This is a genomic window from Klebsiella sp. LY, assembly GCF_004010915.1.
In the GTDB taxonomy this organism is placed as follows: domain Bacteria; phylum Pseudomonadota; class Gammaproteobacteria; order Enterobacterales; family Enterobacteriaceae; genus Klebsiella; species Klebsiella quasipneumoniae.
On record NZ_CP022444.1, the window covers coordinates 4,366,609 to 4,386,419 of the forward strand.

The following is a 19,811-nucleotide window of genomic DNA, read 5'->3' on the forward strand; positions in this document are numbered from 1 at the left end:
TGATGGGGGATTTTTTGTCGCAGGTCAATTCCCTTTCCGCAACAGATCGCACATAATACGCCCCCGGTTTGCACACCGGGAATCCAGGAGAGTTCATGTACTACCCCTTCGTTCGTAAAGCCCTTTTTCAGCTCGATCCTGAGCGCGCTCATGAAGTTACTTTTCAACAATTACGCCGTGTCACCGGGACGCCGCTGGAAATCCTGGTTCGCCAGAAGGTGCCGGCCAGGCCTGTCACCTGCATGGGGTTGACCTTTAAAAACCCGCTGGGTCTGGCGGCCGGGCTGGATAAAAACGGGGAATGCATTGACGCGCTGGGCGCGATGGGTTTTGGCTCCATTGAGATCGGCACCGTGACGCCGCGTCCGCAACCGGGCAACGATAAGCCAAGGATCTTCCGTCTGGTGGATGCTGAGGGGTTGATCAACCGCATGGGCTTTAATAACCATGGCGTCGATAACCTGGTCGAGAACGTGAAAAAGGCGCATTTTGACGGCGTGCTGGGCATCAATATCGGTAAAAATAAAGATACGCCGGTTGAGCACGGGAAAGATGATTACCTGATTTGTATGGAAAAAGTCTATCCCTACGCTGGCTATATCGCCATTAATATCTCCTCGCCGAACACCCCGGGGCTGCGCACGCTGCAATACGGCGAAGCGCTCGACGATTTACTCTCCGGTATTAAAAATAAGCAGCTTGAGCTGCAGCAGAAGCATCAAAAATATGTTCCGGTCGCCGTGAAGATCGCGCCGGATCTTTTGCCTGAGGAATTGATCCAGGTTGCCGATAGCCTCGTGCGTCATAATATTGATGGGGTGATTGCCACCAATACTACTCTCGATCGTTCTCTGGTCCAGGGAATGAAACATTGCGATGAGACCGGCGGGCTTAGCGGTCGTCCATTACAATTAAAGAGTACCGAAATTATTCGCATGCTCTCCGCAGAGTTGAATGGCCGTTTGCCTATCATTGGCGTGGGCGGTATTGATTCCGTGATTGCCGCGCGGGAAAAGATGGCCGCTGGGGCATCGCTGGTGCAGATTTATTCCGGATTTATTTTTAAAGGTCCGCCGCTGATTAAAGAAATTGTTACCCACATCTAATCTTTTCCTCCTTTGAATCCCCCCAGGGCTTTATTTCCGGCCCTGGTTGTTTTATATTCCCTCACTGTTGCTTATTTAAACATTTTAGACTTTTCTTAATTTTAGAAAATATTCTGCGGTAAGTCGCAACAGCTTTGCAGAGGCGTATGAAAGGGGACAGGGGGAAAAATGCGGATTAAACCTGACGATAACTGGCGTTGGTATTACGATGAAGAGCACGACCGCATGATGCTCGATCTGGCCAATGGCATGTTATTTCGCTCGCGCTTCGCCCGGCGCATGCTGACGCCGGACGCCTTTGCCCCATCGGGATTCTGCGTTGATGACGCCGCGCTCTATTTCTCTTTTGAAGAAAAATGTCGCGATCTCGAGCTATCGAAAGAGCAGCGTGCGGAATTAGTCCTTAACGCGCTCACCGCCATCCGTTTTCTCAAACCGCAGATGCCGAAAAGCTGGCACTTTATCGCCCATACCCATCACTGGCAGCCGAGCGGCGGCGACGCGGCCTGCGTCTGGCTGAGCGATACCGGCGAGCAGGTGAATTTACTGGTGGTGGAGCCGGGCGATAATGCCGCGCTCTGTCTGTTGGCTCAGCCGGGTCTTACGCTTGCCGGCCGGGTTATGCAGCTGGGCGATGTCATTAAAATCATGAACGACAGGCTGCAGCCGGCGCAGAGCGCGGTCAGCTACAGCCTGGGGCAGGCGGTTTAAGGCGCCAGGCGCAGCGCCGTTTTCGGCACGCAGCTGCAGGCGAGAATGGTGCCATCTCCGGCGACCGCGTTTTTCTTTAACGGACTCACTTCCCCCTCTTCAAGACGGATGCGGCAGCTGCCGCAGATCCCCGCCCGACACGAGTAGGGTACGCGAATGCCCTGTTGCTCCAGTTGTTCCAGCAGCACCTGCTGGTTATTGCCGGTAAATTGTTGACCCTGCCATTCAATGGCAACCGTGGCCTGCTGCTGCGCCTCGGGAGCCGGGGTATCGTCGCTTTCGCCGGCGCCGTAGGCTTTCGCCGGGCCGCGGGCGAGGATTTCCACTTCATCCCCCACCCGGATCACGCCGCTGTTACGGGCAATCAGGTTCTGACCAAAGTCGACATCGCCATTATCCTGCGCGGTGCGGAAGCGCTTTAAGGTTTCCAGCGGCTCTCCGCTGGGATGCTTCTGCCCGCGCTCCGGACTGACGGTGGTAAAAATGCAGCGGCTGCACGGTTTGGCGACGTCAAATACCACCTCGCCGACGCGGATCACTTTCCAGCTATCTTCATCCCAGGCCGCCGCGCCGGTGACCACGAGATTAGGGCGAAACTGTTCTATGCTTACGCTGGCCGGGCAGCGCTGCTGCAGATCGCGCAGGGAGGCTTCGTTCGCCAGCAGGTAAGGGTAGCCGTCGGCGAAGGAGAGCGGTACCGCATCGTGGCGCTTCACCCGGCGGGTTAACTGTGGCCCCAGCCAGCGCAGCTGGACGTCGCGATTGAAAAAGCCGCTGAGCCACTGATTAACCGCTGCGGGCGCGATAAGGGCGGTAAAATGGTTGCCCCAGACTTCTGTCGGTTCGGCCTGAGGGGCGAAATCGTTAAAACGCACCACGGCGCTGCTGCCGTCCGGTGCGGTCAGGTGAAGGCCATCATGCAGCGGCGCCGGAATAAATTTCACCATTTGCGGAAACTGACGGGCGGTAATAAAGGTGCCGTCGGTTTCGGTGACCATAAACAGGCGATCGAAGGCCAGGCCGCTGATATCGGCAAAGGCGTGGGTCAGGCCCATGCCGCGCATGGATTTAACGGGATGAATAAAAAGACGCGAGAGCGTTACCATACGCTGCCTCCGGGTTCCAAAAATAAGCCTATAACTTTATGACATAGGGCACATATTGGCTATAATGCGCACCAATTTTCTTTAAGTAAAAGTGACGATATGAATTCTCTGTTTGCCAGTACGGCTCGTGGGCTGGAAGAGCTGTTAAAAACTGAACTGGAAGGGCTTGGCGCGACGGACTGCCAGGTAGTCCAGGGCGGGGTCCATTTTCAGGGGGATACGCGCCTGCTGTATCAAAGCCTGATGTGGAGCCGGCTGGCTTCGCGCATCATGCTGCCGCTGGGCGAGTGTCGCGTATACAGCGATCTGGATCTGTACCTCGGCGTACAGGCCATTCCGTGGACGGAGATGTTTAACCCTGGCGCCACCTTCGCGGTGCATTTTAGCGGTCTCAATGAGGAGATCCGCAACAGCCAGTACGGCGCGCTGAAGGTCAAAGACGCTATTGTCGACAGCTTCACCCGTAAGAATCTGCCGCGCCCGAACGTCGATCGTGAGTCGCCCGATCTGCGGATCAACGTCTGGCTGAACAAAGAGACGGCGCACATCTCGCTGGATCTGAGCGGCGAAGGCCTGCACCTGCGCGGCTACCGCGATGGCACCGGTATGGCGCCGATCAAAGAAAACCTCGCGGCGGCGATCGTGATGCGCTCCGGCTGGGTGCCGGGCACCCCGCTGCTCGATCCGATGTGCGGCTCCGGTACCCTGCTGATTGAGGCGGCGATGCTGGCGACCGACCGCGCGCCGGGCCTGCACCGCGGCCACTGGGGCTTTGGCGGCTGGGCACAGCACGACGACGTCATCTGGAAAGAAGTGAAAGCGGAAGCGCAAACCCGCGCCCGTCAGGGGCTGGCGGCATATGGTTCACGCTTCTATGGATCCGATGTCGACGCACGCGTCATTGACCGCGCCCGCCGCAACGCCCGTCGGGCCGGCATCGGCGAGCTGATCGATTTTGAAGTCAAAGACGTCGCCCAGCTGAATAATCCGCTGCCGAAAGGCCCGTACGGCACCGTGATCAGCAACCCGCCGTACGGCGAGCGTCTGGAAAGCGAGCCGGCGCTGATCGCCCTGCACAGCTTGCTGGGCCGGATCATGAAAAGTCAGTTTGGCGGCTGGAACCTGTCGGTGTTCAGCGCCTCGCCGGAGCTGTTAAGCTGCCTGCAGCTGCGCGCCGACAAACAGTTTAAAGCCAAGAACGGCCCGCTGGACTGCGTGCAGAAGAATTATCATCTGGCGGAGAGCGAAGGCGGCAAGCCGGCGATGCTGGCGGAAGATTTTGCTAACCGTCTGCGTAAGAACCTGAAGAAGTTTGAAAAATGGGCCCGTCAGGAAGGCATTGAATGCTATCGCCTGTACGATGCTGACCTGCCGGAATACAACGTGGCCATCGATCGCTACGCCGACTGGGTGGTGGTCCAGGAGTATGCCCCGCCGAAAACTGTCGACGCGCATAAAGCGCGCCAGCGCCTGTTCGATATTATCGCCGCGACTATCGCGGTGTTAGGAATCGCGCCGAACAAGCTGGTGCTGAAGACCCGCGAGCGGCAAAAGGGGAAAAATCAGTATCAGAAGATGGCGGAGAAAGGCGACTTTATCGAGGTGCAGGAGTACAACGCGCGTCTGTGGGTCAACCTCACCGACTACCTGGATACCGGTCTGTTCCTCGACCACCGGATCGCCCGCCGTATGCTTGGCCAGATGAGCAAAGGCAAGGATTTCCTCAACCTGTTCTCCTATACCGGCAGCGCCAGCGTCCACGCCGGCCTCGGCGGCGCTCGCTCCACCACCACGGTGGATATGTCGCGCACCTATCTGGAGTGGGCGGAACGCAACCTGCGTCTCAATGGCCTGACCGGCCGCGCGCATCGCCTGATGCAGGCGGACGTCCTGGGCTGGCTGCGGGAGAGCACCGAGCAGTTCGATCTGATCTTTATCGATCCGCCGACCTTCTCCAACTCCAAACGAATGGAAGATGCTTTCGACGTCCAGCGCGATCACATTCGCCTGATGACCGATCTGAAACGTCTGCTGCGTAAAGGCGGCACCATTATGTTCTCGAATAACAAACGCGGTTTCCGTATGGATCATGACGGGCTGGCGGCGCTTGGCCTGAAGGCACAAGAGATTTCGCAAAAAACGCTGTCGCAGGATTTTGCCCGCAACCGTCAGATCCACAACTGCTGGCTGATTACCGCAGCCTGAAAGGAATAAAGAATGTCACTGATTAGTATGCATGGCGCCTGGCTTTCCTTCAGCGATGCGCCGCTGCTGGATAATGCCGAGCTGCATATCGAAGATAACGAACGCGTCTGCCTCGTCGGACGCAACGGCGCCGGTAAATCGACCCTGATGAAGATCCTCAACCGCGAGCAGGGGCTGGATGACGGGCGCATTATTTATGAACAGGATCTGATTGTGGCGCGTCTGCAGCAGGATCCGCCGCGTAATGTCGCCGGTACGGTGTACGATTTTGTCGCGGAAGGCATCGCCGAGCAGGCGGCCTACCTGAAGGCCTACCATGACGTATCACATCAGGTCATGACCGATCCGAGCGACAAAAATTTAAATGAACTGGCGCGCCTGCAGGAGCAGCTCGATAACCTGGGGCTGTGGCAGCTGGACAGCCGCATTAACGAAGTGATTGAGCAGCTTGGCCTTGATGCCAATGCCCAACTGGCATCCCTGTCCGGCGGCTGGCTGCGTAAAGCGGCGCTGGGCCGCGCGCTGGTCAGCGGGCCGCGCGTGCTGCTGCTCGATGAACCTACCAACCACCTGGATATCGAAACCATCGACTGGCTGGAAGGGTTCCTGAAAACCTTTAAAGGCACCATTATCTTTATTTCGCACGACCGCTCCTTTATCCGCAATATGGCGACGCGCATCGTCGACCTCGATCGCGGCAAGCTGGTGACCTACCCGGGCGATTACGATCAGTATCTGCTGGATAAAGAAGAAGCCCTGCGGGTTGAAGAACTGCAGAATGCGGAATTCGACCGCAAGCTCGCTCAGGAAGAGGTGTGGATCCGTCAGGGGATCAAAGCGCGCCGCACGCGTAACGAAGGCCGCGTTCGCGCCCTGAAGGCGATGCGTCGTGAGCGCGGCGAGCGCCGGGAAGTGATGGGCAGCGCCAGGATGCAGGTTGAAGAGGCTTCGCGCTCCGGCAAAATCGTTTTCGAAATGGAGAACGTCAACTATCAGGTTGATGGCAAAGTGCTGGTGAAAGATTTCTCCGCGCAGATCCAGCGCGGCGACAAGATTGCCCTGATTGGCCCCAACGGCTGTGGGAAAACCACGCTGCTGAAGCTGATGCTTGGCCAGCTGCAGGCCGACAGCGGGCGGATCCACGTCGGTACCAAACTGGAAGTCGCCTACTTCGACCAGCACCGCGCAGAGCTGGATCCGGACCGGACGGTGATGGATAACCTTGCGGAAGGTAAGCAGGAGGTGATGGTTAACGGTAAGCCGCGCCATGTGCTGGGCTATCTGCAGGACTTCCTGTTCCATCCGAAACGGGCGATGACCCCGGTGCGGGCGCTCTCTGGCGGGGAACGTAACCGCCTGCTGCTGGCGCGGCTGTTTTTGAAACCCAGCAACTTGTTGATTCTCGATGAACCGACAAACGACCTGGATGTCGAAACGCTGGAGCTGCTGGAAGAGCTGATCGATGGCTATCAGGGCACCGTGATGCTGGTGAGCCACGATCGTCAGTTCGTGGATAACACCGTAACCGAATGCTGGATCTTCGAAGGCGGCGGTCGCATCGGCCAGTATATCGGCGGCTATCACGACGCCCGCGGACAGCAGGCCCAGTCGTTGGCTCAGAAGCAGCCGGCAGCGAAAAAAACGTTGGAAGTCGCTCAGCCAAAAGCAGAAACTGTCAAACGCGGCGGGAACAAACTAAGCTATAACCTGCAGCGCGAGCTGGAACAGCTGCCGCAGAAGCTGGAAGCCCTCGAGGCCGAACTTCAGACGCTGCAGGAGCAGGTGGCCGATCCCGACTTCTTTGGACAACCGCACGATCGCACGCAGCAGGTGCTGGCAAAGCTGGCCGAAGCGGAACAGGCGCTGGAAGCGGCCTTTGAACGCTGGGAATATCTCGAAGGATTAAAGAACGGCGCCTGAGCCGAGGAGTTGTCATGTGCGATCATCATCATGCTGCGCGACATATTTTATGTCCCCAATGTGATTTGCTGGTGGCTTTGCCGCAGCTTGAGCATCGCCAGAAAGCCGCTTGTCCGCGCTGCGGTACAACATTAACCACCACGTGGGACGTGCCTCGCCAGCGTCCCACGGCGTATGCGCTGGTTGCGCTGTTTATGCTGCTGTTGGCCAACCTCTTTCCGTTCATCTATATGAAAGTGGGCGGGATCAGCAGCGAAATAGAGCTACTGGAAATTCCCAATGTGTTATTTACCGAGGATTACGCCAGCCTCGGCACTTTCTTTTTACTCTTTGTGCAGCTGGTACCGGCGTTTTGCCTGGTCACCATTCTGCTGCTGGTCAATCGGGTCAGAATGCCCGCCGGTCTCAAGGCGTTCCTTGCGCGTATTCTGTTCCACCTGAAAACCTGGGGCATGGCGGAGATCTTTCTTGCCGGCGTGCTGGTGAGCTTCGTCAAGCTGATGGCCTACGGCGATATCGGCATCGGTCTGAGTTTTGTGCCGTGGTGTATGTTTTGCCTGCTGCAGTTACGTACTTTTCAGTGCGTCGACCGCCGCTGGCTGTGGGATGATATCGCCCCTATGCCGGCCATTACCCAACCGCTGAAGGTCGGTGTGGCCGGTATCCGCCAGGGGCTGCGCTCCTGCGCGTGCTGCACGGCGGTGTTGCCGGCCGATCTGACGATCTGCCCGCGCTGTCACAGTAAAGGAACGGCGCGGCGTAAAAACAGCCTGCAGTGGACGCTGGCGCTGCTGGTGACCTCATTTATCCTTTATCTTCCTGCCAATATTATGCCGATCATGATCACCGATCTGTTGGGCGATAAAATGCCGTCGACCATTATGGCTGGGGTAGTTTTACTGTGGAGCGAGGGGTCTTATCCGGTGGCGCTGGTGATCTTTATCGCCAGTATTATGGTGCCGACGCTGAAGATGATCGCTATTGCCTGGCTGTGCTGGAACGCCAATGGCAACGGTGAGCGCGATTCGGAACGTATGCATCTGATCTATGAAGTGGTGGAATTTGTTGGCCGCTGGTCAATGATTGATGTTTTTGTCATCGCCGTACTCTCTGCGCTGGTGCGCATGGGAGGGTTGATGAATATCTATCCCGCTATCGGCGCGGTGATGTTTGCGCTGGTGGTGGTGATGACCATGTTTTCAGCCATGACGTTTGATCCCCGTTTACTGTGGGATCGTGAGCCAGATTCAAGCCATGAGGAAATACAACAACATGGAAAATAAGAGCGGAGAAGCGAAAGTGCAGAAGGTGAAGAACTGGTCACCGGTGTGGATCTTTCCTATCGTCACTGCGCTGATCGGGGCGTGGATCCTGTTCTATCATTACAGCCATCAGGGCCCTGAGGTCACGCTGATCACCACCAACGCGGAAGGGATTGAAGGGGGAAAAACCCGCATCAAGAGCCGCAGCGTGGACGTTGGGGTAGTGGAGAGCGCGACGCTGACCGACGATTTAACCCACGTGGAAATCAAAGCCCGCCTCAACTCAGGGATGCAGAAATTACTGCACAACGATTCCGTCTTTTGGGTGGTAAAACCGCAGGTAGGGCGCGAGGGGATCAGCGGTCTTGGGACATTGTTGTCCGGGGCCTATATTGAACTGCAGCCGGGGACGAAAGGTTCGGTGCCAGCGCAGTATCCGCTACTGGATTCTCCGCCGCTGGCCTCGCCGGATGCCAAGGGGATCCGTATTCTGCTGGAAAGCAGCAAGGCGGGGCAGCTGTCGCCGGGCGATCCGGTGCTGTTCCGCGGCTATCGCGTGGGGTCGGTGGAAACCAGCACCTTCGACACCCAGAAACGTCGTATCACTTATCAGTTGTTTATCAATGCGCCCAATGACCGCCTGGTGACCACCAATGTCCGCTTCTGGAAGGACAGCGGCATCGCTGTAGATTTGACTTCGGCGGGGATGCGCGTCGAGATGGGTTCGCTGTCGACGCTGTTTGGCGGCGGCGTGAGCTTCGATATTCCTGAAGGATTGGATCTCGGCGAGCCGGTGGCAAATAAAACGGAATACCATTTATTTGACGATCAGAAGAGCATCCAGGATTCGGTCTTTACCGAACATATTGACTATGTGATGTTCTTCAAAGACTCGGTTCGCGGCCTGCAGCCGGGCGCGCCGGTAGAGTTCCGCGGCATCCGTCTGGGAACCGTCGGCAAAGTGCCGTTCTTCATTCCCGGTCTGAAGCAGCGTTTGAACGACGATTATCGCATTCCGGTGGAAGTGCGGGTGGAACCGCAACGTCTGATTAACCAGCTGGGCGGCGATCCGAATATTCGTGCCCATATTGACGATCTGATCAACCGCGGACTGCGCGGCTCGCTGAAAACCGGTAACCTGGTGACCGGCGCGCTGTATATCGATCTCGACTTCTATCCGAAGGCGCCGCCGCGCGGGAAAATTCAGGAGTTTAACGGCTATCCGATTATCCCGACCATCAGCGGTGGTCTGGCGCAGATCCAGCAGCGTCTGATGGATGCGCTGGATAAGATTAATAACCTGCCGCTCAATCCGTTGCTGGAGCAGGCGACCAGCACCCTGGCGCAGAGCGAGAAGACCATGCAGCACGTGCAGACCACGCTGGATAGTCTGAATAAGATCACCTCCAGCCAGTCGATGCAGCAGTTACCTGCGGATATGCAGACGACGCTGCGCGAGCTAAACCGCAGCATGCAGGGCTTCCAGCCGGGCTCCGCGGCCTACAATAAGATGGTGGCCGATATGCAGCGTCTGGATCAGGTGCTGCGTGAATTGCAGCCGGTCCTGAAAACGCTCAATGATAAGAGCAATGCGCTGGTATTTGAGGCGAAGGATAAAAAAGACCCACAGCCGAAGGGAGCGAAATAATGAAAAAATGGTTACTGGCGGCAGCCGTATGCGTGCTGACGGCGTGCAGTAGCGGCGGCGAAAGCAAAACGTATTACCAGCTGCCGGTGGCGCAGGGCGGCGCACAGAGCGCCGCCAGCCAGGGGGCGCGTCTGCTGTGGGTTGAGCAGGTCAGCATCCCGGATTACCTGGCGGGTAACGGGGTGGTCTATCAGACCACCGACGTGCAGTATGTGATCGCCAATAATAATCTGTGGGCCAGCCCACTGGACCAGCAGCTGCGCACCACGCTGGTGGCGAACCTGAGCCAACAGCTGCCGGGCTGGGTGGTGTCATCCCAGCCGCTGGGTAGCGAGCAGGATACGCTCAACGTCGCGGTCAATGGCTTTCACGGACGCTACGACGGGCGGGTTATCGTCAGCGGTGAGTGGCTGCTGAAGCATCAGGGACAGCTGATCAAGCGCCCGTTCAACATCGTGCTTAAGCAGGATCAGGATGGTTATGACGCGATGGTCAAGACCCTGGCGCAGGCGTGGAGCCAGGAGGCGGCGGCCATTGCCAGCGAGCTTAACCGTCTGCCATAAGTAAAATTCATCACGCTGATCTGCCGTGCGGTTCATCTGAGCCGCACGGCTTTTTTTTGTCAGGTCAGTTCGTTACCGGCCGGTGTGTCAGATGAACAAAAAATGAACTCTTATATAGGTCACAAATATGACAATGGCGTGAATTTTGCGCATTGACGTTGCCTTCATTTCGCGGTATTCGTAACCCGTGGCTGCATAATTTGCGACCACTGTTTTCTTTTCCACCAGATCAAAGAATGAGGGAAACGAGGCATGAAGAGACAAAAACGAGATCGCCTGGAACGGGCACATCAACGCGGATATCAGGCGGGTATCGCAGGAAGATCGAAAGAAATGTGTCCATACCAGAGCCTGAATCAACGCTCATGGTGGCTGGGAGGCTGGCGAGAAGCCATGGAGGACAGGGTACTAACGGCCTGACACTGTCTCTTTAAAAAAGAAGCCTCCGCATAGCGGGGGCTTCGCCTTTTAATCGCTGCTGAACGTTATCAGAAAGCGGAAGTATCCTGGAACAGACCCACTTTCAGATCGCTTGCGGTGTAGATCAGGCGATCGTCAACCAGCACTTCACCATCCGCAAGGCCCATAATCAGACGACGGTTAACGATGCGCTTGAAGTGGATGCGATAGGTCACTTTTTTCGCGGTCGGCAGAACCTGACCCGTGAATTTCACTTCGCCAACGCCCAGCGCGCGGCCTTTGCCTTCGCCACCGAGCCAGCCGAGATAGAAACCCACCAGCTGCCACATGGCATCCAGGCCCAGGCAGCCCGGCATCACCGGATCGCCGATAAAGTGGCAACCGAAGAACCACAGGTCCGGGTTGATGTCGAGTTCGGCCTCAACATAACCTTTGTCATAGTTACCACCGGTTTCGGTCATTTTGATGACGCGGTCCATCATCAGCATGTTTGGCGCCGGCAACTGCGGGCCTTTCGCGCCGAACAGTTCACCACGACCAGAGGCAAGAAGATCTTCTTTTGTATAGGATTCGCGTTTATCTACCATGTTTTCAGTAAGCCTTATTTTAAGTTCGGGACGCAGGATAGCTAACACGTGTAAGCTGAACAAGTCCGATCAGTTAGAACTTGTCCCACCTAACCAGCGTAGCGGCCACGGAAAACGATGGCGAGTCTCCTGCTGGGTCGCCTGCGCTATCCGCTCCTGAATGGTTTGTCGCAGCGTCTGTCCTTCACCGTCCCACATCAGCTGGGTCAACATCGGCAGCGCTTCGCTAATATCGTCTATTGCCCAGATAGCAAACTGGTTGTCGGCAACGGCCTGACGTAGTTCGTGGCTCAGGCTGAGATGACGAACGTTGGCGGCAGGGATAATCACTCCCTGTTTGCCGGTTAAACCGCGCTGCTGGCAAATAGTGAAGAAGCCTTCAATTTTCTCGTTCAGACCGCCGACCGGCTGCACACGACCAAACTGGTCGACAGAGCCGGTGATCGCGATGCTTTGATTAATCGGCACGTTGGCCAGCGCGCTGATTAAGGCGCAGAGTTCAGCCATGGAGGCACTGTCGCCATCCACTTCACTGTAGGACTGCTCAAAGGTCAGCGAAGCGGAGAAGGGGAGTTGTTGCTCCAGCTCCAGCTCGGACATCAGAAAAGCCTGCATGATCATCATGCCTTTCGCATGAATGTTGCCGCCCAGCTCGGCTTTACGCTCGACGTCGATAAACTCGCCGTCGCCAATGTGCACGACGCAGCTGATGCGCGAAGGTTCGCCGAAGGCGCGTGGATGACCGGGGAATTCAATGACCGAGAGGGCGTTAATCTGCCCGACGCATTCGCCTTCGGTTTCAATCAGGATCTGTTCCTGCAGGATTTCCTCCTGCATACGCTCCGCCAGGTAGCCCTCACGCCACTCACGGCGCGCCAGCATCGTCTGCATCGCTTCGCCGGTAATCTCTTCGCCTTCGCAGAAGGCGGCAGACTCACGCAGCTGGCGGGCTATCCATAGCGGGCTGAGCGGCAGGGTCTCCTGGTCGCCGGTGTAGCGCGTCCCTTCATCGATCAGCAGTGGCCAGGCATCGCTCGCCGGGCCCGGTAGTTCCAGCTGCTGTGCATTCTGCCATACCCACTGGCACCAGGCCTTCAGCGTATCGGCGTCTGCAAACTGCAGGGTGTCTTCATACTCACTATAGATGGCCTGGGCAGAGAGCTCTGGCTCCATTTCCTGAAAATCGGCCAGAGATTCGCGTTCGCCCACCAGCATGACTTTCAGGCTCAGCGGCATGGAAGGGATGCTGACCGGCAGCGGCCGTGATTCATCGATGGAGAGCCAGTCAAAGCGTTGACGGGTCACCATATTTTTCAGGCGCACCCACAGTAGCGGTTGTGCCAGTAGTGTGCGTAGTGAAAGCACCAGCACGCCGCCGTTGGCCTGATGGACCAGGCCAGGCTGAAGTGTGATTTCACCGTTAAACTGGCGTACGCAGCCAAACAGCTGTTCCGCCTCCAGCCAATCGGCCGCCACGACCGGAGCGGTACTGGCAAAATTATCTTCAGCGCGTTGCGCCGGCGCGAGCGTCACGTGAGCGCCGTTAACCTCATAGCGGACTCCGTGAAGCGGTGCGGCAGGTTCGTGCAGCGTACGAGTTTCAGCCGCCAGCCATTGCAGATATTCCGGCTCCTCAGGGGCTTTCACCAGCATGAAGGAGGAGACTGCCGGGGTGCACAGCAGCTGCTCAAGCGCATAGAACAAACGCGGCTGCAGATCGCCCGAGAGGGAGGGGGCCGGATGAGAGAGTTCAGCTTGAGCAAACAGCGCCTGGTAAGGTTCCAGATCAGGCGCAAGGTCGGTTCGGGTCAGTTTCGTAATGGTCAAAGTCGCTGTTTTTTAGTTAGATGTAAAGCGCGCAATTATACCTGATGCCGCGTCAGAGCACACGGAGGATTATGAGTACCCCGATGATTACCCGGCCATCCACATCACGAATAATGATTTATATTCAGCACATCAGGAAAAAACTGATATCCTGAAATGAGTTACACGGTCACATTGAGATCGCAATGAAATATCAACAACTGGAAAATCTTGAAAGCGGCTGGAAATGGAAATATCTGGTAAAGAAGCACCGGGAAGGTGAGCTGATTACCCGCTACATTGAGGCCAGCGCTGCGCAAGCTGCGGTAGATGACTTGCTGACGCTCGAGAATGAACCTGTGCTGGTGCATGCCTGGATTGAGCAGCATATGAATCCGGCGCTGATGAACCGCATGAAGCAGACTATCCGCGCGCGACGGAAACGCCATTTTAACGCCGAGCATCAGCATACGCGTAAGAAGTCGATCGACCTTGAGTTTGTCGTCTGGCAGCGCCTTGCCGGTCTGGCGCAGCGGCGGGGGAAAACCTTGTCCGAAACCATTGTCCAGCTGATTGAGGATGCTGAGCATAAAGAGAAATATGCCAGTAAAATGTCGAGCCTGAAGCACGATCTGCAGGTACTGCTGGGTAAAGAGTAACCGGCATGCCCGATCAGCGGTTGCTAAGGCGCAGGTCGCAGCGCACGGTCGACAATGCACAATCCATCGCTCACGGTCTTTAGCTATCAGCTATCAGCTATCAGCTATCAGCTATCAGCTATCAGCCTTCAGCCTTCAGCCTTCAGCCTTCAGCCTTCAGCCTTCAGCCTTCAGCCCTCAGCCGCTAAAGCGAGCGAGAAGGCATAAAAAAACCCGCCGAAGCGGGTTTTTTCATCAGTGATAACTTAAGCCGCAGGCTGAGTTACAACTTCTTTGTAGCCTTTAACTTCGATCTCTACACGACGATCCGGAGCCAGGCAGTCGATCAGGGCAGCGCGAGCTTTCACGTTGTCACAGGTGTTGCCAGTAACCGGATTGGATTTACCCATGCCGCGAGCGGAGATTTTGCCAGCCGGGATGCCTTTAGCAACCAGGTAGTCAACAACGGACTGAGCACGTTTCTCAGACAGCTGCTGGTTGTAAGCTTCGGAACCGATACGGTCGGTGAAGCCCATAACAACTGCGGAACCGTCTTTCGGATCCATGTTGCTCAGCTGGGTGTACAGCTGATCCAGAGCCTGCTGACCTTCCGGTTTCAGGGTCGCTTTGTTGAAGTTGAACAGTACATCAGACTTCAGGGTGAAGTGCTTGGTAGCCACTTCCGGAGCCGGAGCCGGAGCCGGAGCTACAACCGGTGCAGCATCTTCCTGACCGAAACGGTAGGAAACACCCAGGCTCAGCATGCCGTTATCAGGACGGGTACCAACAGTGCCAGCGTCGCCGATGTTGTTAACCCACTGGTATTCCAGACGGGTAGCGATGTCACGAGTAACAGCCCACTCTACGCCGCCAGCAAATACTGGGGAAACGCCAGTGTCGTGTTCGCTACGGGAAACGCCGGTGGAAGCGTAGTTGCCTTTGGAGTCAGCGCGCCAAACCATGCCGCCCAGACGGGTGTAGATATCCAGATCGTCAGTGATCGGGTAACCCAGTTTAGCGGTCAGCTGAACGCCCTGAGCTTTGAAAGCACCGTTATCAACGCTGCCTTTATATGCCATACGGCCCAGCCAGTCATAACCCATTTCGAAACCGAGGTACGGGTTAACCTGGTAACCACCGAACGCACCAGCACCAAGCTGATCGTTACGGGTCGGACCATTGTTGTTCTGGAAACCGTTACCGTAGAAACCGGTGTCGTGATACTGGGACCAACCCAGTTTACCACCTGCATACCAGGTGTTATCTTTCGGAGCGGCCTGCGCTACGGTAGCGAAGCCAGCCAGTGCCACTGCAATCGCGATAGCTGTCTTTTTCATTTTTTGCGCCTCATTATCATCCAAAATTCGCCATGAAGTTACAAAAGACCTCACGGTTAAATCCTTCACCGGGGGCGTGACTTGTTGTTAACTATGCTGATACATGCAGCGTAAGCCGATCACCCCTGGCGATGTAAAGTCTACAACTTAGTTCAAAACTTACAAGTGTGAACTCTGTCAGGCATATGAAAAAAAAGGGTTGTGTACACAATATTTAACAAATATGGTTGATTTTCGTACACGAAAAAAAGGCACAAATCCCCGTGTGGCAGGCATTCCGCGAAAAAGACCCTAAAAAACACAACGCCTTTACCACCGGTAAAAAAAATTCCAGGAATAATCCTAATTTCACTCAATGATACAAATTTGAGTGAATTTTTAGCCCGCTGAGTTGTCTGCCGAGCGTGCCCTGATTTCGGACCGGGCGCATGATGAACCCCATTGCGCAGCCTTCCTGGGCGGCATTGACCAGACGCTCATGTTCGTCAGCGGTTAACTCCTCCGCCAGCCAGCAGATAACCACACTATAATTACCGGTGCGCAGGGCACGGATCATAGAGTCTACGGTATGGCAAGGAGAGAGCTGGCTAATTTGCATGACTTTAGACAGCGGCAGACCGGCAGACTGAACCCACTCGCGGCTTAGCTTTTGTTGCGGCGTAAGCCACAGCTGCCAGCGAGACTGTTGACCCAGCTGCTGTAATAAAGGTAGCAACAACAACTGTGTCATCATGGGTTGATCTTCACGATAGACAATTTCACTGATCAGCCCATTGGCGGCCTGTTCGCCAGAACGATGAGCGTAGTGGCCTGCCGGAGCAGAAGCCTGTGCTGAACGGTTTGCGTGAGCTGAAGTAAACATAGTCTATCCCGCCTGTAGTTACTGTATGCATATACAGTATATCCGCCAGGGGAAAAGATCAACCGCAATTTGTCATTTTGCTGATGGAAATTTAATCGCTTTCAGCCACCCTGACTGTCCGGCTTTGCGGCTGACCTCAACACCATCCTTAACGCCAGCTAATCCTTTCTCTCCTGTCTTCCAGTTGCAGCAACAGCTGCAATTTTCTGAAAGCGTCTCGCAAAACCGCACTCTGGTGGAAAAGCAGGCAAAAATCATCTTGCTGCTGTCAGGGAAGTCCCTTATGTTTTCTCTTAGCGGATCCGTTAACAACTTAAGTTTAATTACATGATTCACAAAGGAATGATCATGAAAAAACTTGTATGTCCGCGGCTCCCGCAATTTCAGGCCTGCGTCTCACCGCTGGGTCAACTTCACTCTCGCCCCCTGTTTGGCGGCTACAGCCTGGCTATCGAAGATACCGTGTTTGCGATGGTGGCAGAGGGAAATATTTATCTGAAAGCCTGCGAGCAGAGCGCTGCCTATCGGGTAGAACACCATAATCCTTTATTGATGTTGCGCCGACATGGGCGCATCGTGCCGCTGAAGTATTATCAAATTGACGATGCCTTGTGGCGCGATGAGAAACAGCTTTTCCGCTTATCGCTGATGTCGTGGCAGAGCGCCCAGCGTGAAAAATGTCGCCGCCGGTCGTCGGCACGCCTGAAGGATTTACCTAATATCAGCTTTCATATGGAATTGCAGCTGATTCACTCGGGCATACCAGACGTGTTAGCACTACGGCAGGTGGGCGCCCGCCAGGCCTGGCTAAAGCTGCGTGAGAACAATGCTTCCCTATCACACAACGTCTTGCTGGCGCTGGAGGGGGCTATCGTTGGCGTCCATGCCGCCGCGCTCCCGACGCCAGGAGCTTCTGGAATGGGCGGCTGCCCGCTAGTGGACAACGGTTATTCCGTTTGAGCGTGTACCCGCTGCTGCAGGCGGCAGATTTCAGGCAACAGCGCCAGCAGCAGGCCAATCTGCTGTAACACAAGGGGCTCTTTACTGTCCGCGCGCGGCTCCAGATGGTGGATCCGGTCTTGCAGGCTGGCCAACGCCTTCTGCACTCGCTGTTCATCCGCTGGGGTATGATGTAAGGCATCATCCACATAGCAGACCGCATCATCCAGCAGGGCGAGGATGTCCGGCGTGGACAGTTTTTCCCGATGCGCGCCGAGGGCGGAGATGTAGCTGGTGAAGGTATGATTGAGACACAGCAGGCGAAAGGCGGTCTCGCGCTGTGCGGCATCCGCCCGTGGTTCCGTCGACAAGTTCGAGACGACGGAAGCCAGCTCAGCATCGCGGTTGTAGGCGTCACGGCGTGCGACACGGTAGGCCAGCCGGTTGTCGCGGCCCTGGTGGTACTGCTCCAGGATGGCATCCAGATAACGGCAGTTCGCGTTCATCGCGCGATCCAACACCCGTGGCAGGTTGCGGAATTTCCAGTCCGGCCAGATGAAGCTCACTGCCGCCCAGGCGATGGCGCAGCCGATCAGCGTATCAATGATGCGCGGCAGGGCGACTTCAAAACCTTCGCCAAGCAGGTTAAAGCACAGCAGCACCAGCAGCGTAATAAACATCGTGGCATGGGCGTACTGCACGTTACGGAAGGCAAAGAATAGCACGCCGGTGAGAACGATCAGCAGCAGCTGTCCTTCAACCGACGGTACCAGCAGGAGGACCGGCAGGCCGATCGCCACCCCGACCAGGGTGCCGATGATCCGCAACGCCAGGCGATGGCGGGTGGCGTTATAGTTCGGCTGACAGACGAACAAGCTGGTCAGCAGGATCCAGTAGCCGTGCTGAAGCCCGGTAAACTGGATAAAAGCGTAGCCGGCGCAAAGCACCAGCGACATACGCACAGCGTGGCGAAAGAGGGCTGACTCTGGCGACATATTGCGCTGCAGGCGCAGCCAGATATCGTTCAGCCCGCCGAGCCTGTCGTCGGCCAGCAGCGTCTCGGTATTACTCCCGGCGGGCGCCGTGGTTTGCACCGATTCAATCGTGGCCAGCTGCGCATCAATGGCGCGCAGGTTATTGAGTAAATAGCCGAGGGCGTTGAGCTGCTCGTCAGATGCGCCGCCGGCGCGCACGCGCTCAAGTGCTGCATCGAGATGCATAAACGCCCGTTCGAAATGGTCATCATGCTGATAGGGTTCGCGTAGCAGAATTGCCCGCGAGAGTTTCTGACAGGCCTGCGCCTGCATCGACAGCATGCGCTGGAAACGGAACATCACATCGCTGTAGCGGAATTGATCGCGCAGAGTCTGATATTGGATATGCGATGAGCTGGCGCGTTCATGAATATCCTGGGCCACAAAGTAATACTGCAGCGTGCGACGAGTACCGCGCTGCCCACGGTCGCCTCGTAGACGGGTCAACAGTGAAACCTTGGTTTGGTTAAGGGTCGCCACCAGCTGGCCGTTGGCGAGGGCCAGATCGTACAGCGGCGCCTGGCTCTCATCCTCAAGGTCTGGATCAAACAGCCGTGATTTGAGCTCCAGATAGCGGGCCAGTTGCTCATAGCTACGCGCCAGGTTGTCCTGCAGTGGACGAATCGGAAAGATCAGGTGGCCGGACAGCGTCAGCAGGTTGTACCACACGGCACCCGCTAGCAGGAACAACGGCTGCAGATACCAGTGATCGTACAGCGTAACGCCAAGCATGGTGTAGATGGCGATAAGCAGGGCGCCGAAGGCAATGGTCGCATAGCGCTGGCCGAGGCCGCCGAGCAAAATAAAGCCGATCGTAGACACGGTCAGACCAAGGGCAAACAGCGGCGGCCACGGAAACAGCAGCTCCACAGAGGCGGAGGCGATGAAAAAGCAAACCAGAGTAATGGCGAGGTTGCGCAGACGGCCCGTCAGACGGTCGTCAAGGTCGGTCAGCGCCGCGGCCACGACGCCGAGGGTGAGGGGGATGGTGAGTTTGACTTCGCCGATCCACCAGGGAAACAGCGTCGTGCCGCAGAGCGCGATAAAAATGCGTACGTTATAAAGCCAGGCGCTGTTCCAGGTGTAGCGGCGTAGCAGGGGGCTAATCATGTCCGTGTTCCGTTCGGTTACTGAAAGCGACGACGCGCATTGGCTTCACGCGCGGCGCGCGCGGTTTCCACAGAGACGACCCGGCGCCCCACTGGCCAGAGGGCGATGGCGGCGATTTTAAAATTAGCGATCCCCACCGGGATGCCTATGATAGTCAGGCACTGGGCGATGCCGCTGAAAATATGCATCAGGCACAACCACCAGCCGAAAAAAATAAACCACAAAATGTTCAGGATGGTGCCGCCGGCGTTCAGCAGACTGTTTTGTCGACCAGGCTCGAGCTCATCAACATGAATCGCCTCGTTACCGTAGGGGAATAACGAAAGGCGAGTGATTTCCCAGCAGGAACGAGTCAGCGGCAGCGTGACGATCAGCATAATGCTGACCAGGGTGGCGAGCAGCCAGCCTAAAGTGGTGGCGAAACCGCCAAGGATAAAGTTCAGAATATTCAGAATGGTACGCATAAACCCTCGGTTTTGCCCTGTGGATAAGAAGACCTGACAATTGTAACGTTTTTTTGCGCTGGAGCACCTGGTCCGGGGCGGTTAAACTGAAAA

At 56.3% G+C, this 19,811-nt stretch carries 17 protein-coding genes and 1 pseudogene; 11 read left to right on the forward strand and 7 right to left on the reverse strand.

The window, feature by feature from the left end; all coding sequences use genetic code 11:
* Window positions 1-95: 95 nt before the first annotated feature.
* Both pyrD and zapC read left to right on the forward strand, forming a co-directional pair.
* Window positions 96-1,106, forward strand: a complete 1,011-nt coding sequence (gene pyrD, locus CE636_RS24295; protein WP_004201417.1) for a quinone-dependent dihydroorotate dehydrogenase — start codon at window positions 96-98, stop codon at window positions 1,104-1,106.
* A 168-nt stretch (window positions 1,107-1,274) separates the two neighbouring features.
* Window positions 1,275-1,817, forward strand: a complete 543-nt coding sequence (zapC, locus tag CE636_RS24300; RefSeq protein ID WP_002898308.1) for a cell division protein ZapC — start codon at window positions 1,275-1,277, stop codon at window positions 1,815-1,817.
* On the opposite strand, the gene CE636_RS24305 is transcribed toward zapC, so the two are convergent.
* Entirely contained in the window at window positions 1,814-2,923 is a 1,110-nt protein-coding gene (locus CE636_RS24305; RefSeq protein ID WP_017899457.1) for a YcbX family protein, read from the reverse strand. The two genes, zapC and CE636_RS24305, sit on opposite strands and share 4 nt — an antisense overlap.
* Window positions 2,924-3,022: 99 nt before the next feature.
* Between CE636_RS24305 and rlmKL the strand changes: the two genes are divergently transcribed.
* From rlmKL to rmf, 6 genes are all read left to right on the forward strand, one after another.
* Window positions 3,023-5,128, forward strand: a complete 2,106-nt coding sequence (rlmKL, locus tag CE636_RS24310; RefSeq protein ID WP_004201420.1) for a bifunctional 23S rRNA (guanine(2069)-N(7))-methyltransferase RlmK/23S rRNA (guanine(2445)-N(2))-methyltransferase RlmL — start codon at window positions 3,023-3,025, stop codon at window positions 5,126-5,128.
* 12 nt (window positions 5,129-5,140) lie between these two features.
* Window positions 5,141-7,048, forward strand: coding sequence for an ABC transporter ATP-binding protein (locus tag CE636_RS24315; RefSeq protein ID WP_004201421.1), 1,908 nt, complete (start codon window positions 5,141-5,143; stop codon window positions 7,046-7,048).
* A 14-nt stretch (window positions 7,049-7,062) separates the two neighbouring features.
* On the forward strand, window positions 7,063-8,331 hold the full coding sequence (gene pqiA / locus CE636_RS24320) for a membrane integrity-associated transporter subunit PqiA (RefSeq protein ID WP_017899458.1): 1,269 nt from the start codon (window positions 7,063-7,065) through the stop codon (window positions 8,329-8,331).
* A complete protein-coding gene (gene pqiB, locus CE636_RS24325; protein ID WP_004201423.1) occupies window positions 8,321-9,958 on the forward strand; it encodes an intermembrane transport protein PqiB in 1,638 nt (545 codons plus the stop codon). The genes pqiA and pqiB overlap by 11 nt, the downstream gene beginning before the upstream one ends.
* A complete protein-coding gene (pqiC, locus tag CE636_RS24330) occupies window positions 9,958-10,521 on the forward strand; it encodes a membrane integrity-associated transporter subunit PqiC (protein WP_004201425.1) in 564 nt (187 codons plus the stop codon). The genes pqiB and pqiC overlap by 1 nt, the downstream gene beginning before the upstream one ends.
* 252 nt (window positions 10,522-10,773) lie before the next feature.
* Window positions 10,774-10,941 (forward strand): ribosome modulation factor, encoded by a 168-nt coding sequence (rmf, locus tag CE636_RS24335; RefSeq protein ID WP_002898396.1) that lies wholly within the window; start codon window positions 10,774-10,776, stop codon window positions 10,939-10,941.
* 68 nt (window positions 10,942-11,009) lie between these two features.
* Here rmf and fabA read toward each other — a convergent pair whose 3' ends face one another.
* Both fabA and CE636_RS24345 read right to left on the reverse strand, forming a co-directional pair.
* Window positions 11,010-11,528, reverse strand: a complete 519-nt coding sequence (gene fabA, locus CE636_RS24340; RefSeq protein WP_004201428.1) for a bifunctional 3-hydroxydecanoyl-ACP dehydratase/trans-2-decenoyl-ACP isomerase — start codon at window positions 11,526-11,528, stop codon at window positions 11,010-11,012.
* Window positions 11,529-11,597: 69 nt separating this feature from the next.
* The gene (locus CE636_RS24345; RefSeq protein WP_017899459.1) at window positions 11,598-13,355 is read right to left on the reverse strand and encodes an AAA family ATPase; all 1,758 of its coding nucleotides are present in this window, start codon (window positions 13,353-13,355) and stop codon (window positions 11,598-11,600) included.
* Window positions 13,356-13,540: 185 nt separating this feature from the next.
* Between CE636_RS24345 and matP the strand changes: the two genes are divergently transcribed.
* The gene (gene matP / locus CE636_RS24350; RefSeq protein WP_002898404.1) at window positions 13,541-13,993 is read left to right on the forward strand and encodes a macrodomain Ter protein MatP; all 453 of its coding nucleotides are present in this window, start codon (window positions 13,541-13,543) and stop codon (window positions 13,991-13,993) included.
* 245 nt (window positions 13,994-14,238) lie between these two features.
* Here matP and ompA read toward each other — a convergent pair whose 3' ends face one another.
* The gene (gene ompA / locus CE636_RS24355; protein ID WP_004201430.1) at window positions 14,239-15,309 is read right to left on the reverse strand and encodes a porin OmpA; all 1,071 of its coding nucleotides are present in this window, start codon (window positions 15,307-15,309) and stop codon (window positions 14,239-14,241) included.
* 352 nt (window positions 15,310-15,661) lie between these two features.
* Complete coding sequence (gene sulA, locus CE636_RS24360) at window positions 15,662-16,171, reverse strand: SOS-induced cell division inhibitor SulA (protein ID WP_017899460.1); 510 nt, start codon at window positions 16,169-16,171, stop codon at window positions 15,662-15,664.
* A gap of 25 nt (window positions 16,172-16,196) precedes the next feature.
* Here sulA and CE636_RS29005 point away from each other — a divergent pair, with 25 nt between their 5' ends.
* Entirely contained in the window at window positions 16,197-16,502 is a 306-nt protein-coding gene (locus tag CE636_RS29005; RefSeq protein WP_153351982.1) for a hypothetical protein, read from the forward strand.
* Between the two features lie 17 nt (window positions 16,503-16,519).
* Window positions 16,520-17,108 (forward strand): annotated as a pseudogene (locus CE636_RS24370) (TfoX/Sxy family DNA transformation protein).
* Window positions 17,109-17,118: 10 nt separating this feature from the next.
* Here the strand turns inward: CE636_RS24370 and yccS are convergent.
* Entirely contained in the window at window positions 17,119-19,254 is a 2,136-nt protein-coding gene (gene yccS / locus CE636_RS24375; protein ID WP_017899461.1) for a YccS family putative transporter, read from the reverse strand.
* 17 nt (window positions 19,255-19,271) lie between these two features.
* On the reverse strand, window positions 19,272-19,718 hold the full coding sequence (locus CE636_RS24380) for a YccF domain-containing protein (protein WP_004201437.1): 447 nt from the start codon (window positions 19,716-19,718) through the stop codon (window positions 19,272-19,274).
* Window positions 19,719-19,811: the final 93 nt, after the last annotated feature.